Below are 15051 nucleotides of genomic sequence, written 5' to 3' on the forward strand. Positions count from 1 at the left end.
TTTTAAAGAAGAAATATTGTTCATTTTTTTAATCCGGATTTGGAATTGTAAAAAATAATTTTAATTTTGAAGAACCATTCTGAAATATTGCGAAGATTTTTAATTGCAATGATTATTTATTTTGGTTTTTTTATAATTCTTAGGATCAAATCTCAAACGCAACACGATGAAAAAACTAAATACAACCGTCCACATTTCTGCGATTCTGTTTTTTTTGTCTCTGACAACTTTTTCATCCTTGTATGGACAAAGTGGTTTGTGGACATGGGTACATGGCGACAGTGCTTATTATACCTCACCTGTCTACGGAATAAAAGGAATAGCCGATAGCAGCAATGTTCCTCCCGGATTGTATGCACCAGTTTACTGGACAGGTAAAGACGGTAAGTTTTGGATATATGGCGGCAAGGATTACAACTCCGGATATTATTCAGATCTCTGGCAATTTGACCCTGATTCCAGAATGTGGACATGGGTAAAAGGAGATAGCGGCCTGATCAATCAGCCACCGACTTTTGGTACCAGAGGTGTTTCTTCTCCAACAAATTCTCCCGGTTGCCGCGGACTAGGTTGTCCTGCCTGGACAGACACCAGTGGTAATCTATGGCTTTATGGAGGATATGTAAAAAACCGAACCGGTACAATTCAGTACAATGCTATGAATGACCTATGGAAATTTGATATTCAAACAAAAGAATGGACATGGATGCAGGGAGATTCAGTAAGAACACCCAGGGTACTGGGTACAAAATACGTGTCAAGTCCTGCAAATACTCCCGGTTGGAAGGATGAGTGTTCTGATAGCTGGGTAGATGCAAATAACAATTTTTGGTTTTACGGTGGAGGTGAAGATTTCTGGCCGGAGCAGTTGTTATGGCGATATAGTCCTTCTACAAATGAATGGACATGGATGTCGGGCAGTAGTATTTTTACTCAGGGATATTATGGAACAAAGGGAGTTTTTGATACTCTTAACTATCCGGGAAAACGTTTTGCCCATACTTCATGGACGGGTGCCGACGGGAAGTTTTGGTTATTCGGAGGAAGCTATACCGGCCTTGTTTACGATAAGTTTCTGAATGATCTCTGGTGTTTTGATCCAATGCAAAACTCCTGGGCTTGGTTTGCAGGGGATGATTCAATTTCAGGATATGGACATTACGGTCCTGAATGCATTCCTGCTGATACTGTAACACCTGCAAATGGAATTGAAGGAAGAGCTGCATGGACAGATCAAGATGGTAACCTATGGAAGTTTGGAGGAAAATTTGAAAACCCTGCCAATGCTTATACTTATAATCAATCGTTACTGTGGTGCTTTCACATGCAAACTAAAAGCTGGATGCTCGTTAATTCACCGGTTCCTAATCCAAATAATAATCTTGATGTACAAAGACAATTTGGTGCAATAGGTGTTCCGGATATAAACAGTCATCCGGGTTCAAGGTGTGGTACAGCAAGTTTTAAAGACCGTAACGGAGTCTTCTATCTTTTTGGCGGACTTACCAAAACAGCTCCCGGTCCCTTAGGTGGAGGACTTGATATTACCGTCAATGACATGTGGAGCTATGAACCGGATCCTGCTTGTTTGATTATTGCTGGTGTAAACGAACCTTTGTCAAATGAAGTTGAAGTAACAGTTTTTCCCAATCCTGTAGCTCATGAACTTACTATAAAACAATCCGCCGGAAATTATTTCGAGAGATTTGATTTGTTGAATTTAAACGGACAACTAATTCATAGTGGTAAATTAGGAATTGAAGCCAAACTTTCAGTTGAAACATTCACTTCGGGAGTGTACATTCTTCGACTGTATAATGCTACCGGTTTTAGATTTTTCAAAGTGCTGATTCAATAGATCTCTAATTTCCGCTCAACATTCGCCTATCATTGCACAACTTACAATTTACAACGGTTGAAATGGATACAGAGGTAAGTTTATTTACATCTATAATACAGTTGTACATTTCGTTAATCGAAAAAAAACAATAAGAGAGAAAATGATAAAGATGAAATTATCTCCATTTAATCATTCATTCTCTTTAATACAAAACTCCTGCATGATTTCATCAATCCACAGCCTCTCATCTTCTTCAGCCTTTTGAATTTTCACAGGAATTAATTCTGAGATTTCATTTATTATTGCATTCAATTTCGATTCATCGAATTTAAAATATTCGTTTGTGATCAAATCAATTGCAACACATAACTCAGTTAATTTCTTCTTTGCGTCATTCAAATTATCCATTATTTGCTCAAGTGAATTTAACTTCAAACTTATGCCAATATGTAACGGAATGTCAGTACTTAATTTCAAAAGCAGATCTCTTAGATCGGAATCCTCAGTAAATGATGTGGCAACTTTTTCTCTTACAATTTGCCTAAGTTCTTTTGCCCTTAGATAGATAATTTCATTTTGATTATGTATCATAATATTTTTAATTAGATTTTTAATTTGCAACTATTCAACTATTTCAATGGACCACTTTAATATTCAAAAAACATACTAAGACCAAGATTCGCAGGAATAAACCAAGTCAGAACCAGGATTTGTCTGATTGTTGGATTTTTTGGATAGGATAAACCGCTTTCGACTTACTGAATCTATATAATCCATAAATCAGACAAATCCAGGTTCTGACTTTCCGCTTCAGACATTCTCCCAGTTTCAAACTTTTTTCCGGTTCAGCAATCTTTTAATCTGCAAACTCTGCGCTCCAAAATTCAAGAGCAGTCCAACTTCCAAATTATATGCTTCTAGATAGTTCATAGCTTGTGCCAAATGAACGGGCTCTAATTGAATCACAGCTTTAATTTCAACTGAGATGATTTTATTTATAAGGAAATCTACTCTTCTTGTTCCTATATTTTCTCCCCTATACAGAATTCGCATTTCAAATTCCCGATCAAATTTTATTTGATTTTTTGCAAACTCAAATTCCAATGCTCGTTGGTAGATCACTTCCTGAAATCCATTGCCTAAATGATTGTGAACTTCCATCGCTAAACCGATGATCTGTCCCGTCATCTCTGAATATTTATAAGTTTCGTCAATCATACAACAAAGATCACTGAAAGTGTTCTTCTTCACAACCAATATTTGATGGTGATTTAAGTAGAAATTCTTCGAAAATGGATAAACCGGAACTTGTCCGATTTTGAAGCTACATTATGGACGCTTATTATTTTGCAATACATGAATGCTAAAAATCCAATCATCGGACAAATGCCTGATTAGACATTTTTGAGGCGATGAAAAAGAATATAATTATTTAGACGATAAGGATAAAGTTTGGAAAATAATTAACCGAAAAAGGTAATCAACGCTTGAAGTGATTCGGAATTTGAATGGTTTCTTAAAATATCTCTGAATTCTCTTTTAAAAGAATATTTAAAACTTTTGTTATATTTATACGTGATTTCTATTATATTTCCAAAATAATTCTTTCACTTTCAGAAATCGAATAACAAATAATAAATAAAATTTCAATGAATTACTTTTCAAGACTGATTTTAACCTGGCTTTTCATAACTCCTGCTACACTGTTTTCACAAGTAGACTCGATCACAATTACGCATCATTGGGAATTTTTTGACGGGGATAGTACGATTGAAAATATCGTCGATTCATTTTTAACAGGAATTCATGTGAGTAAATTTGTGTATGATGTAAATTACAACCCGGTGAGAAGGACTAATTACATTTGGGGTCAACAAGGATTGATTGATTCGACAACGGAAACCTACACAAATGGAACATGGATCAATTTTCATCAAACCAATAATCAATTTTACCCAAATGACAGCTTGCATATTTCTACAAAATATTATTACATTAATAATGCAGGAGTGTTTGACACGAACGGAACCCGTGTCACAATTACATTTGATTCAATTACGAATACGAAAATCGTACTTCAGGAAGAAATGAATTACAATTCGCCGTGGTCCAATGCCCGACGCGATTATTACACTTTCGATTCACTAAACAGAGTCAGATATCGTCTTTCGGAGTTTGGCGCGAATCTTCAACCATCAAGTGATCAATACAATTATTATTTATCAAATGATTCAATAGATTATTTTTTATACCATACGTACCAATCCGGTGTCGTATCGGATACTGACAGTGTAACATATTTATATAATTCAAATGGCTTTCTTATAGAAAAAACAGTATTTAATATTTGGAATCTCAACCTTTTTAGGCCTGATGAGATGAGAAGATACACATATGATGCAAATAATAACATGCTTTCATCTTGCAATCATTTGTGGGATAATGTAAACGGATGGTATATTTTTCCTGATTCCACCTGGAGTACTTACAATTCGAATAATCAAATTACAGAAACTGCAACTTCTTTTGACGGTGGGGCTGGAAATCACGGTTGGCACTTCTATGACGGACAGAACAGGCCGGATTCAGCACTCTACATAACATGGCCTCATGGCGGCGATACGCATTATTAGTACTATAAGATGGAATATCCAATTCTGAATTCAATAAATAAAACTGAAGCTGTACAAAATTTAAAAATATATCCTAACCCCTCTTCTGCCAAAATCTTTTTAGACATAAAAGATATTTCCAAATTGAAAAGAATAGAAATCACTGATGCAACAGGTAAAATGCTAAAGTCAGAACAATACGGTTCAGTAATCACTTCAATTGACATTTCCAATCTCCGGCAAGGAATTTATTACTTACATGCTGTGTATATGGATCGAAAAGGAGAATTTATACCTTTCGTAAAAACGAATCCTTAAATAATCTGAAATTTATTTTTTTACCTGCTTCCAATCTTAAGATTAAACGGCCGCTTTTGTTTTCACTAGAATATTAAAATTTTCTCCACTCCCATTGTAGTTTTCAAAAGATAAAGTCCGGGTAAGAGATTTTGAATATTTACCAAATTATTTCCCACTGAAATTTTAAGTGTTGAGATACATTTACCAGTCAGATCAGTAATCACAACTTTATCATCATCGAAATCAGATTGAATGTTGATCAATCCATCAGACGGATTTGGAAAGACAGATATCTTTTTCATTTTATCAGGATTATTTGCACCCAATGTAATATTCATACAATCATCGCCTGGTTGCAAATAAAAAACATAGTCTACATTGTTTTCATGAAAACAGTCAAAGGTTACGCCGTTTTCAAAGCAATAAAAATTAGGAAAAAATCCAAAAGAACTGCCTATACCTTCGTACCAGTAATAATATGGAATAGCGTCGCAACCCAAATTAGAGGTAGTAAAATTAAACCTTCGCACAGGTTGCCCTGATAACTGAATGGTATCTATTTGGGTCAGAACAACTGTTGCCCGACCTTGAAAAGCGAAATAAACAGAATCACTCAATGAAAAAGTGTCTCCAATTTGCATTCCAAAATCATACAATAAAATTTCCTGACCTGTATTAAAATAAAAAGAATTATACAGGCCAACAATACTATTGTTATATGATGAATCCTGGAGATAAAAAACTTTTTGTCCATCTATTCTGTAATACCCAACAACAGATGAACTAATTGTATCACTTGGATCAAGATTGTATGACTCATTTAGTATTTTGTATGTAAATCCATTCATGGAGGTGTCTCCAAGCGAGAAATATCTATAATTAAAACAGTAAAATGCTCCAGGAGCACCACCTCCGGAGAAACATTCAGTAATTACCCAGTTTGCTGTGCTATCCGGAAATGGAAGTGCTAATTGAGAATAAGAATGTTTTGTTATTAAGAAAAAACAAATAATTAAGATCCTTTTCATGGTTTGAATATTGAGTACTTTTAAAGTTATAAGTCGGCTTCGTTTGACTAAGCTATCGAAAATAATTTAAATATAAATCTTTTACGAATAAATTAAAAGGAATAATTAAAACTCATGTTTCTTAATGGGATCAGACTAGCTATGGCAACCCTTCAATATTCATTATTTTATATACTTTTGTCCCTTAACGTGATCAAAGTCCCTATAGTATGAGTTCAAATCTGAGTAAAGCATTAGATTCTTTAAGTCTGATTGTAAATCGTTATAGCGCTGAGGATAATTCAAAGAAAATTGAATTACTCAAGCGGATCTCTAAAATTAAATTGCCGCTGAATGAAACGATTCTTACTTACAATGAACTGCTGCTCTTCATTTGTGCTTATCCAAATAATGCTCAGATAACCTCTCTAGCAGAGAAAGAATTAAAAAGGATCACTGTTTTGTTGAAAAGTGCAAAGAAGCTCGATCCTGAAATTTTTACCAATTCAGGTTTACCATACACTTCTGTTCTTACCGGATTTTCGTTTGATTGTATTCAATGGCTCTTAACTCATCCTGATATCAAAATAAAATTATCAAGTTTTGAAAGTCCTTCTTTTGATCTGAATGAGGTTTTGCGTTTAACATTGCCTTCACTGGAGAAAAGTGAAACTACAGCCGGATTTACAAATTTCGAATTGCTGGATGCATTGCTGGTAAAAGAAAAAGACAGATTGCATTTTTTAATTTCTGAGTTAGGAAAGTTAAATCATCTGCCTTATGTAAAGGATCATTTGTTTGAAGGCTTAGGCTCCTATGTTGAACTTACTCCGAAAAATAAATCATTTTCCAAATCGTATAACCGTATTCATATTGAAAAGCCATTCTATCACGATCAGATTTTAAAGCGGTTTGACCACGAAGCACTCCTGAATACAGGTTTACCTAAAACGAAGGTCTATGCAAGAAAGGAAATAGATGCTGCGATTTCAGTTGTAAAAAATTCAATGGCGATTTATGAACGGGAAACAGATCCAGTCACGTATATGGATGAACGTTCATTCAGTCTGTACGAACTTGAGCGAGGAGTAACAGTTGCTATCTATGGAATGATTCCTGAACGACAACTTCCACTGGAGTCTTATGTTGGTTTCACACTATTTAAAAATGGATTACCTGCTGCTTACGGTGGGGCATGGATATTTGGTGAGTATGCTAATTTTGGAATAAATATTTTCGAATCTTTCCGCGGCGGTGAATCAGGATATATGATGTGTCAGCTGCTGCGTGTCTATAAGCAAGTCTTTAATATCAGTTTTTTTGAAGTCGAAGCCTATCAATTTGGTCTCGATAATCCTGATGGAATTAAAACAGGTGCATTCTGGTTTTATTACCGGTATGGATTCAGACCAATAGACTCCAAATTGAAAAAGATTGCAAAAGATGAAAGTGTCAAAATTGCGAAGAGAAAGAATTATCACACTTCAAAAAAAGTGTTGGTTCAGTTTACTGAAAGCAATATGGGATTGCAGCTAGCCGTAAAGAAAATTGTAAGTCTGTATGATATTTCAGAAAAAGTGAAGAAGCTGATTCAGAAACAATATTTCGGTAATCGTGTACTGGCGGAGAAAGACAGTGTAATGCGATTTAAAATTAAAACTCTTTGGGCGAAATCATTGAATACGAATGAAGAAAAAGTTCTCAAAGAAATAGCATTATGGGCAGAAGCAATGCAGATCACTGATGCCAAAAAATTAGATCTGATGTGTCAGATGATAAAAACAAAACCAATTGATCTTTATAAATATCAGTTCTTGCTTTTGAACTTCTTTAAAAATTAATCCTCATAAATTGCTTTAAGATTTGTCCATCTTAAATGTTTTCCAGTCTACACCAATTCTAAAGGTCTGATAAATCCTTCCATCTTTCAGCGAGCCACCATAATGTTGTGTAGCAGAATGCAGAGCGCCTGAAGGGTAAGCGACCATTCGATTGTATTTATATCCGATACGGTCTGTTTCTATCCACTTACTTTTATTCTTACTTTCAATCTCCAGTTGATAGCGAATATCGTAAATCGACTTTTTAAGTCTCCGCGCATCCTTGCTCATAGCAGGATCAGTTAGTTTTGTTTTTTTATGCATCCATAAAGATGTTCCACAATCAACAGGTAGTCCGGGCGTGAGATAGATCAGCACGGTGATGTCATTATAAGGTTCATCCGAATGAACTCCCGGAATTTCTTTCTTGTTCCCTTTTGAAAAGCCCTGGTAGAACACTCCGTTTTCTTCTTCAGGATCAATATCCCATCGATTAATTTTTATTCCAAGGATCCTTTCAAGTTTTGTTTTAACTCCGGGTTCATGATAAACCATTTTACTACGCAATCCAGTGCAATCAGGAGGTTCATGAAAGTCGCTCTTCAACGCTGTCTTGTAAACCTTAACAGGATCTGTATAAAAATTGTCCTTTACAAGAATGAATCTTTTGTAGTTGATTTTTTCCATTTGTTGAATACGTTATGTGTGCTGTATGAAGTAACGAATCGTAAATAAGAATATAGATGATTATTGTCAATTTTAGCGTTGAAAATAATCAGTTTAATTTGTTTACATTAAGAAAATATTTCCTACCTTTTCAAAAATAATTTACTAAGATGCTAAATAAAATTATAAAAACTATTTATGTTTTTCTTTTTTTCATGATTTCCTTTATGCCAAAAACCACCAATGCAGCATGTCAATTTACTTGTGGCCCCATTTCAATAGACACCACAAATCATCAAGTCACTATTTCATTCGATAACCATTGCAATTGCAATGTCACAAGTTACTTTTGGGATTATGGAAATGGGTTTACTGACACCTTTCAGCATGGTGGTTCGTCCTTCCCCTATCCGGGAACTTATATCGTTAAAGTTTTCGGAATGTGTAGTAATGGATCAATAGATTCAAGCGTTCATACTGTTCTTGTCGACTATCCAAATAATATTATTTGCAATTTCATTACATCAGATAATATTTCAGAACAATCGAACCACAAGTTCAGTGCCTTTCCGAACCCATTTAATGATCAACTACATTTTGATAACCCTTCTGAAGAAGGATATATTAAAATTTACAATACCTTGGGGAATCAAGTCTTATTTAAAAAAATCGGAACAGGTTTAGTCAATCTTGATGTCTCTCTATTAATTGATGGAATATATTTTTTACATTACTTCGATGGCATTTTAAGCAAAAAAACTATTTTAATTAAGTCCGTTAATATTAAGACTGATTAAAAACATGAAACTCCTTTCACTCCTCTTATTTCTTTCATTCATTTTCTCTGGTCTGCAAACAAAAGGACAAATCAAATTCAATAAAACTTTCGGTGGCACTTGTGAGGTTGAAGGAACTTTTGTTCAAGCATGCAATGATTCCGGCTATGTAATTGCTTCAAATAATTGTTATGGTGCTTATATAATTCGTACTAATTCATTTGGGGATACTCTTTGGACATCTTCATTTACTGATACTATACAAAGTCCATTTACATATCTTTCGATACCAAAAATAACATGTATCAAAGAAACTTCCGATCATGGATTTATAATGACAGGCACATTAGATCCGAATGGATATTGCCGGAAAATCGATAGTGTGGGTAATAAACTCTGGTCAAATGATCAGCCGTTTCCATTTCCTCAAAATGGAACTTTATTCGGAAATATTTTAATTCAGGATACTGGCGGATATATTATTTCAGGATATTCTGATGATGCCGGTCCGGGTAACTTTGCTTTTTATTTTGGAATAACAGATGCCGGAGATACAACTTATACTTATTCATATAGTACCGGTGGTGGAACCATTCATGATTTTAAAGAAACAGATGATAATGGTATCATACTCGTCAAGGTTTTCCAAAGTAGCAATCTTTACTTTCTTGAAAAGCATGGCGGAACAAGTGGAAGCTGGTCAAAATCGATTAACTATATGCCTTTCTGTATACTTCCAATTGGAGACTCCGGTTATATTTCCGGGGCTACCTGGTCTGCCCAGCCATCCCTCTTCAGATCAGGGCTAGTCAGAACTGACAGCCTTGGAGATTCGCTGTGGTCAAAGGAACTTGGTTTTATTCCGATAGATATTGTTCCGGTAAATTTACCGGGCGACTCCGGTTATGTTATGATCGCCAATTATTATCAGCCAACTCAATCCTTTGATAATTTAAATCCGTTCTGTGAAGTTCAGAATTCTGACATACGTCTTGTCCGTAACGACCTGGATGGAAATATCATATGGGAAAAAAAAATTCGGTGGTTCGATCTTAGACATTGCAAGCAACCTTATAGTTACAAATGATAGCGGATATTGTATCGTTGGTTCTTCCCGAAGCGAATCAGGAAAATCAGAAATAATTTTTATTAAAACAGATTCATTGGGCAATGACCATTAAACAATTTTCATTTGTATTTTTAGTGTGTTTAATTTCTGTATCCGGCAGTGGTCAAATAGCTTTTCAAAAATATTTTTTATCGTCGCCGACTGATGTCAGAGCACAGATCTTTGAAACGTCAGACAGCAACCTGATCATTACACGACAGACTATAATTAATGGAATTGGGCACCTTCAGGTAATAAAAGCTGATCAGAATGGCGACACAATCTGGTGTAAAGCAAATTACGATACATTGATCAAACATTATTTTTCTTCTTCAAAATCAGCAGATGGAAATTTTTTTATTGGTGGGGTCAATGCAGATTCAATTACTAACATGCGGGGCGCCATCGTCAAAATTGACACTTCCGGAAATGCACTTTGGTCAAAAGTTTTCTCGGATACAATTATAAATTGCATCACTCTCGTTCAAGAGATGAATAATGGAGATTTACTGATTGGTGGAATGTTAAAAGATCATCCGTACAGATTCAATACCGAAGGAGTACTTATGAGATGTGATTCAATAGGAAATGTAATTTGGTATACTCATGACTTCAATAATCCTTACCCACACAATGCATTAGAAAATAATAGTGGCGGTTTAATTATAAGAGGTCAATATTATTTTAATTATCCAACATACTACATTGCCTCATATGATTCTGCAGGAAATCAGCTTTGGCAAAGACCGCAGTTAGGATTAAAAAACAATTCACCTTTTTATTATGATTCCGATTCGACAATTGTTTCTGTTGGCCCCGAAAATCTATTGCGATTCGATTCATCAGGTGCAAATGCAGGTACGCTCAATTATACATTTGGTGATACAACAGTTTCAATTATCAGGACCAATGATTCAGGTTACTTAATAGCTTCAGTAGAGAATTTAAGTTTTACTGAAAGCAAAGATTTGTTTACAAAAGTAGACAGCCTCTTTCAGCCGCAGTGGCAAAAACGATTGCTAATTATAGCATGGAAAATCCTACCACATGTTTTCAGTCTCGTTCCGGCCGCTACTTCTTCATGGGCAATATTGATTCATATCAACATCAGGTAAGAGGGTTTTCTTTAACGGGTTTTGATACAACCAACATCACTAATTCAATTATTACTTATCCAAAGGATTCGAAACATTGCAGCGATTTTTATCCAAATCCATTTCAAAATGTTACTCAAATGGCCTTGTCAGGAGAGTTGACGAATGCAGAGATTATACTTTTCGACATTTTCGGAAGATATAAAAAAACATTGCATTCATCAGGCAATAAAATTATTTTAGAGAAAAGAGAAATGCCAACAGGAATATATTTTTATCAGGTCATATCTAATGGTAAAATTCTTTGCAGTGGTAAAGTTGTCGTTGGAAATTAATAACGTAACCTTCTGGTTATTCCCATCATTCGAATATTTACAGTTTCCAGAGTCTTAGCAATTGGCAACGGTTCATCATTGTCTATATTTTTATCTTCGGTTATCTTTCCATCATTTGTCAATTCAAAACTAACAGGTAAAATAAATCTGGAGACATATTTTTTACCATTTTTTATTGCAGGCAACCATAAGTCAGGAATTAGTTTAATCGCTCTAATCACTTCCTTTGAACATTCATCTCCCAGATCTTTTACTGGTGTCATATTATTAATATGCCCCATTGTATCTATTTCAAAAGTCATATACATAAGTCCGGCGGTATTATTATCTCTGGCATCATTCGGATACCTCAAATTCTTACCTATGATAGTATAAAACTCCACCAGGCTCCCGATATATCTTGGCTGCATATCCAATTTAGAATAAATCCATTCTCCATTGATATTTATTGCATATTCGGAGGTATCTGAAATTAAATACAGCAATTGCGCATTGTCATAATTTACTTTCAAAGATAATTCTCCCGGTAGATCGTAATATTCCCAAATACCTTCTTTGTATCCATCTTTCAATTTACCTCTTTCATAGTCATTTATGCTGGCAATGTCGACAGGTTCTCCACATGAATTATACTCCTTAACAACTTTTGCAATGGTAGAATAATCCAATATGCCTTTCCTGATCTTTTCTGCAAGCGTACTGCAATCACTGAATAATTTTTGGCCTTGCTTTTTAAATTTCAGACCATCAATAGGAATAATACTGTCATTCATTTCTATAACATGTGAAAAACCGAAAACCGGATTCCAACCTTCTGAACTTTCACTTGGACTACTTTTATAATAAGTGACATAATTGTATAATTTAACTTTGCCATCCACAATGAGTGTCATCAATTTTTCTGAATTATTATACTTAATATTTTTCGTCTGAGCAAAAGATGTTTTTATTGACCGAATGTCTTTAGTTAATAGAATCTTCAAATCGTTATTCAGAAAAGTTTTATAGCTGACAGTGTCCCATAACTTGTATTTATTTCCACCAAACAATTTAGAGTATCGCCATGCTTCAGAACGACCAATCCTGTGTCAAACCGTTGACTATTCTGGCAAATCGCTTTTAACGGGCCAACTAAAAATAATAAAATTACTAGTATTCTTATCATATGTGGTGTATAATGTATAAGGTGACAGAGTCCCCAAAGTAATATTTGTCAAATATAAAATTTCAGGAAGAATAATATCATTTAAATTATTGATTGTCCTGGCCATACCATTCCACCATTTCCAAGGCAAAAGGTTCAAAATGCCTACGACCCTTCTAAACTCCAAAATCATCAAACATTATTCCCGGCAATCCAACAATCCATTAAATCCCGGTAAAAATCAGCCCAGCCTCCCCTATCAACTTTGTATTGTTTTTCATATCTTCGAACATGAAACAATTTTTCACCATATTCCTTTTCTTCCTCATTTTTTCAAATATTTCCTTTGCCGATTCGACAACTGTCAAAATCTGCTCCACCGGAGAATTCAGTTACCAAGAATATAAGATCATCAATAAAGATATAGATCGCTTTGACTCACTAGGTCATTTAATACAAAACGAAACTTATATTTTGAATTTCAAAACTGGGGTCAACAGGATACGGCATTCAGACTCGTAACCAGGACTGATTACGGTTATAATACATCCGGTTTATTAGACACAATGCTGGAGACTCAAGTGAATTTCAATGGCACCTATTATTCCCGATATAATTATACATATGATGTTTCCGGAAACCTTTTTGAGAAACTCAGGTTTACAGGTAGTTCTTTCCCCCTTGACTCAAATGCAAGGACAACATATCAATATGATTCCAACAATAACACTGTTCAGCAACGTGAAGAACAATATGGATTTGGTCAATACCGGACATCTACTCTTTATACGTGGTCATATGATCTGTCAGATCGAAATATTGAATACAGGAAAATAAATTATCAGTCCAATATTCCCCACGATTCTTTGATCAATACTTATACCTATTCATTTTCAAATAAAATTCTGTCAAATAAAGAATTAAAATATACAACAATTTTAGATTCTACTTTTTACGATTACGTATATGATGGAAATGACAGTCTGATCAAATATACATATTACGGAAATTCAAATTCTATTTCATGGATTCCTTCCGCAACCTATGAATATAGTTTTATGGGAAACACTACAACAGAAGTGATTTTAAACTGTCCGGATACAACTTGCAGCGATACCTCGATAAGAAATACAAATGTTCGTGATTTTGCCGGACGAACAATATATCATCTCAGAGAGGAGTATTCAGGAGGAAGTTACTATTTTACGTGGAATGAAACTCATGCTTTCAATAGCGCAGGAAATATAATTGATTATTATTCACACCAATCAGGAAATCCCGGATGCGATTCTGATGAACACACTACATACGATTACAATTCATCACAAGTCCTGATTCACACCTTTAAAAATTATTACCATTGCAATGAATTTTATACTGATTGTTATTATTATAACTTAGATTCTGATTCTATACTTGTGTCGATCCAATATAATGATACCCTCTGCAGTAACTCACGCGTCGCTTTTGCTGTTACTGTTGAAGGGGGAATTCCTCCATATCAATATGACTGGTCGCCCGGAAACTATTTGTCTGACTCAACGATCATGTATCCTTATATTACAAACATAGATACCATTGTGACTTTTCGATTGCTCATTACAGATTCACAAGGGAGAACTGCTTCTGATACAATGAAACTTTACGGGTATCCAAATAACTTCGTACCCTTAAATATAATTTCTTTTGGCATTCCCTGTGAAAACAATGCATTTCAACTGACGATGGATACTATTCCTCTCAATTATTCTTACTATTGGAAAGCACCCAACTTGCCCTATAATTATAACGATACCATTATTGCAAATTTGTCAGGGAATTACACTTTATATCTGACAGACACTAATCGATGTAAATATTCTTACCAGACTACACTAAATTTATTTACTCAACCTATTGTTTCGCTTGGACCAGACACAACCGTTTGCCTTAACGACACAGTAGTTCTTAATGCCGGAAATTTTATACAGTACGATTGGAACACAGGAGATACAAGTCCATCGATTGAAACTTTCTCACAATTTCCAACTATTGATACTTTTTTTGTCACCATAACTGACACGAACGGATGCTTTAACAGTGATACAATTTCAGTGAACCACGTTGTATGTCTTGGTCAAAACGAACTTACTCCATCAGGAATTAAAGTTAGTGTCTTCCCAAATCATCTTCAGATAGATTTACCTTCTTCCATATCCAGTGCCAGATTTAAACTAATTGATATTTTTGGAAGAGTGATCATTGATGACGATATTCACGATGATCAGTACATTGATATTTCGAAGTTACATACAGGAGTATATATTTATAATATGGGAAACTATTCCGGGAAATTTTTTAAAGGATAAT

Annotated in this window: 14 protein-coding genes; 9 read left to right on the forward strand and 5 right to left on the reverse strand. The window is 34.8% G+C overall.

The genetic code is table 11. The features are described 5' to 3' along the window. Window positions 1-166: 166 nt before the first annotated feature. Window positions 167-1858: a T9SS type A sorting domain-containing protein gene (locus IPL24_13790; GenBank protein MBK8364683.1), complete on the forward strand. Its 1692-nt coding sequence runs from the start codon at window positions 167-169 to the stop codon at window positions 1856-1858. A 171-nt stretch (window positions 1859-2029) separates the two neighbouring features. On the opposite strand, the gene IPL24_13795 is transcribed toward IPL24_13790, so the two are convergent. Further along, entirely contained in the window at window positions 2030-2431 is a 402-nt protein-coding gene (locus IPL24_13795) for a hypothetical protein (GenBank protein ID MBK8364684.1), read from the reverse strand. A 237-nt stretch (window positions 2432-2668) separates the two neighbouring features. After that, window positions 2669-3058 carry a GxxExxY protein gene (locus tag IPL24_13800; protein ID MBK8364685.1) on the reverse strand — a complete coding sequence of 130 codons (390 nt, stop codon included), beginning with the start codon at window positions 3056-3058 and terminating at the stop codon, window positions 2669-2671. 431 nt (window positions 3059-3489) lie between these two features. Between IPL24_13800 and IPL24_13805 the strand changes: the two genes are divergently transcribed. Both IPL24_13805 and IPL24_13810 read left to right on the forward strand, forming a co-directional pair. Continuing rightward, entirely contained in the window at window positions 3490-4473 is a 984-nt protein-coding gene (locus tag IPL24_13805; protein ID MBK8364686.1) for a hypothetical protein, read from the forward strand. Between the two features lie 9 nt (window positions 4474-4482). Beyond that, window positions 4483-4770, forward strand: coding sequence for a T9SS type A sorting domain-containing protein (locus tag IPL24_13810; GenBank protein ID MBK8364687.1), 288 nt, complete (start codon window positions 4483-4485; stop codon window positions 4768-4770). Between the two features lie 65 nt (window positions 4771-4835). On the opposite strand, the gene IPL24_13815 is transcribed toward IPL24_13810, so the two are convergent. After that, window positions 4836-5780, reverse strand: coding sequence for a T9SS type A sorting domain-containing protein (locus tag IPL24_13815; protein MBK8364688.1), 945 nt, complete (start codon window positions 5778-5780; stop codon window positions 4836-4838). Between the two features lie 209 nt (window positions 5781-5989). Between IPL24_13815 and IPL24_13820 the strand changes: the two genes are divergently transcribed. Further along, window positions 5990-7600, forward strand: a complete 1611-nt coding sequence (locus IPL24_13820) for a hypothetical protein (GenBank protein ID MBK8364689.1) — start codon at window positions 5990-5992, stop codon at window positions 7598-7600. A 15-nt stretch (window positions 7601-7615) separates the two neighbouring features. Here the strand turns inward: IPL24_13820 and IPL24_13825 are convergent, their stop codons facing one another. Then, complete coding sequence (locus IPL24_13825; GenBank protein ID MBK8364690.1) at window positions 7616-8266, reverse strand: hypothetical protein; 651 nt, start codon at window positions 8264-8266, stop codon at window positions 7616-7618. Window positions 8267-8472: 206 nt separating this feature from the next. Here IPL24_13825 and IPL24_13830 point away from each other — a divergent pair, with 206 nt between their 5' ends. The 4 genes from IPL24_13830 to IPL24_13845 all read left to right on the forward strand — a co-directional run bounded on the left by IPL24_13830 (window position 8473) and on the right by IPL24_13845 (window position 11558). Then, window positions 8473-9042, forward strand: coding sequence for a T9SS type A sorting domain-containing protein (locus IPL24_13830; GenBank protein MBK8364691.1), 570 nt, complete (start codon window positions 8473-8475; stop codon window positions 9040-9042). A gap of 4 nt (window positions 9043-9046) precedes the next feature. Then, the gene (locus IPL24_13835; protein MBK8364692.1) at window positions 9047-10108 is read left to right on the forward strand and encodes a hypothetical protein; all 1062 of its coding nucleotides are present in this window, start codon (window positions 9047-9049) and stop codon (window positions 10106-10108) included. An 83-nt stretch (window positions 10109-10191) separates the two neighbouring features. Next, the gene (locus IPL24_13840; GenBank protein ID MBK8364693.1) at window positions 10192-11244 is read left to right on the forward strand and encodes a hypothetical protein; all 1053 of its coding nucleotides are present in this window, start codon (window positions 10192-10194) and stop codon (window positions 11242-11244) included. After that, a complete protein-coding gene (locus IPL24_13845; GenBank protein ID MBK8364694.1) occupies window positions 11211-11558 on the forward strand; it encodes a T9SS type A sorting domain-containing protein in 348 nt (115 codons plus the stop codon). Before IPL24_13840 ends, IPL24_13845 begins: the two co-directional genes overlap by 34 nt. On the opposite strand, the gene IPL24_13850 is transcribed toward IPL24_13845, so the two are convergent. Further along, on the reverse strand, window positions 11555-12541 hold the full coding sequence (locus IPL24_13850; GenBank protein ID MBK8364695.1) for an energy transducer TonB: 987 nt from the start codon (window positions 12539-12541) through the stop codon (window positions 11555-11557). The genes IPL24_13845 and IPL24_13850 overlap by 4 nt on opposite strands. Before the next feature lie 727 nt (window positions 12542-13268). Here IPL24_13850 and IPL24_13855 point away from each other — a divergent pair. Continuing rightward, complete coding sequence (locus IPL24_13855; GenBank protein MBK8364696.1) at window positions 13269-15050, forward strand: hypothetical protein; 1782 nt, start codon at window positions 13269-13271, stop codon at window positions 15048-15050. The last annotated feature ends 1 nt before the right edge of the window (window position 15051 follow it).

This window comes from Bacteroidota bacterium, assembly GCA_016711505.1.
Taxonomy (GTDB): Bacteria; Bacteroidota; Bacteroidia; order AKYH767-A; family 2013-40CM-41-45; genus JADKIH01.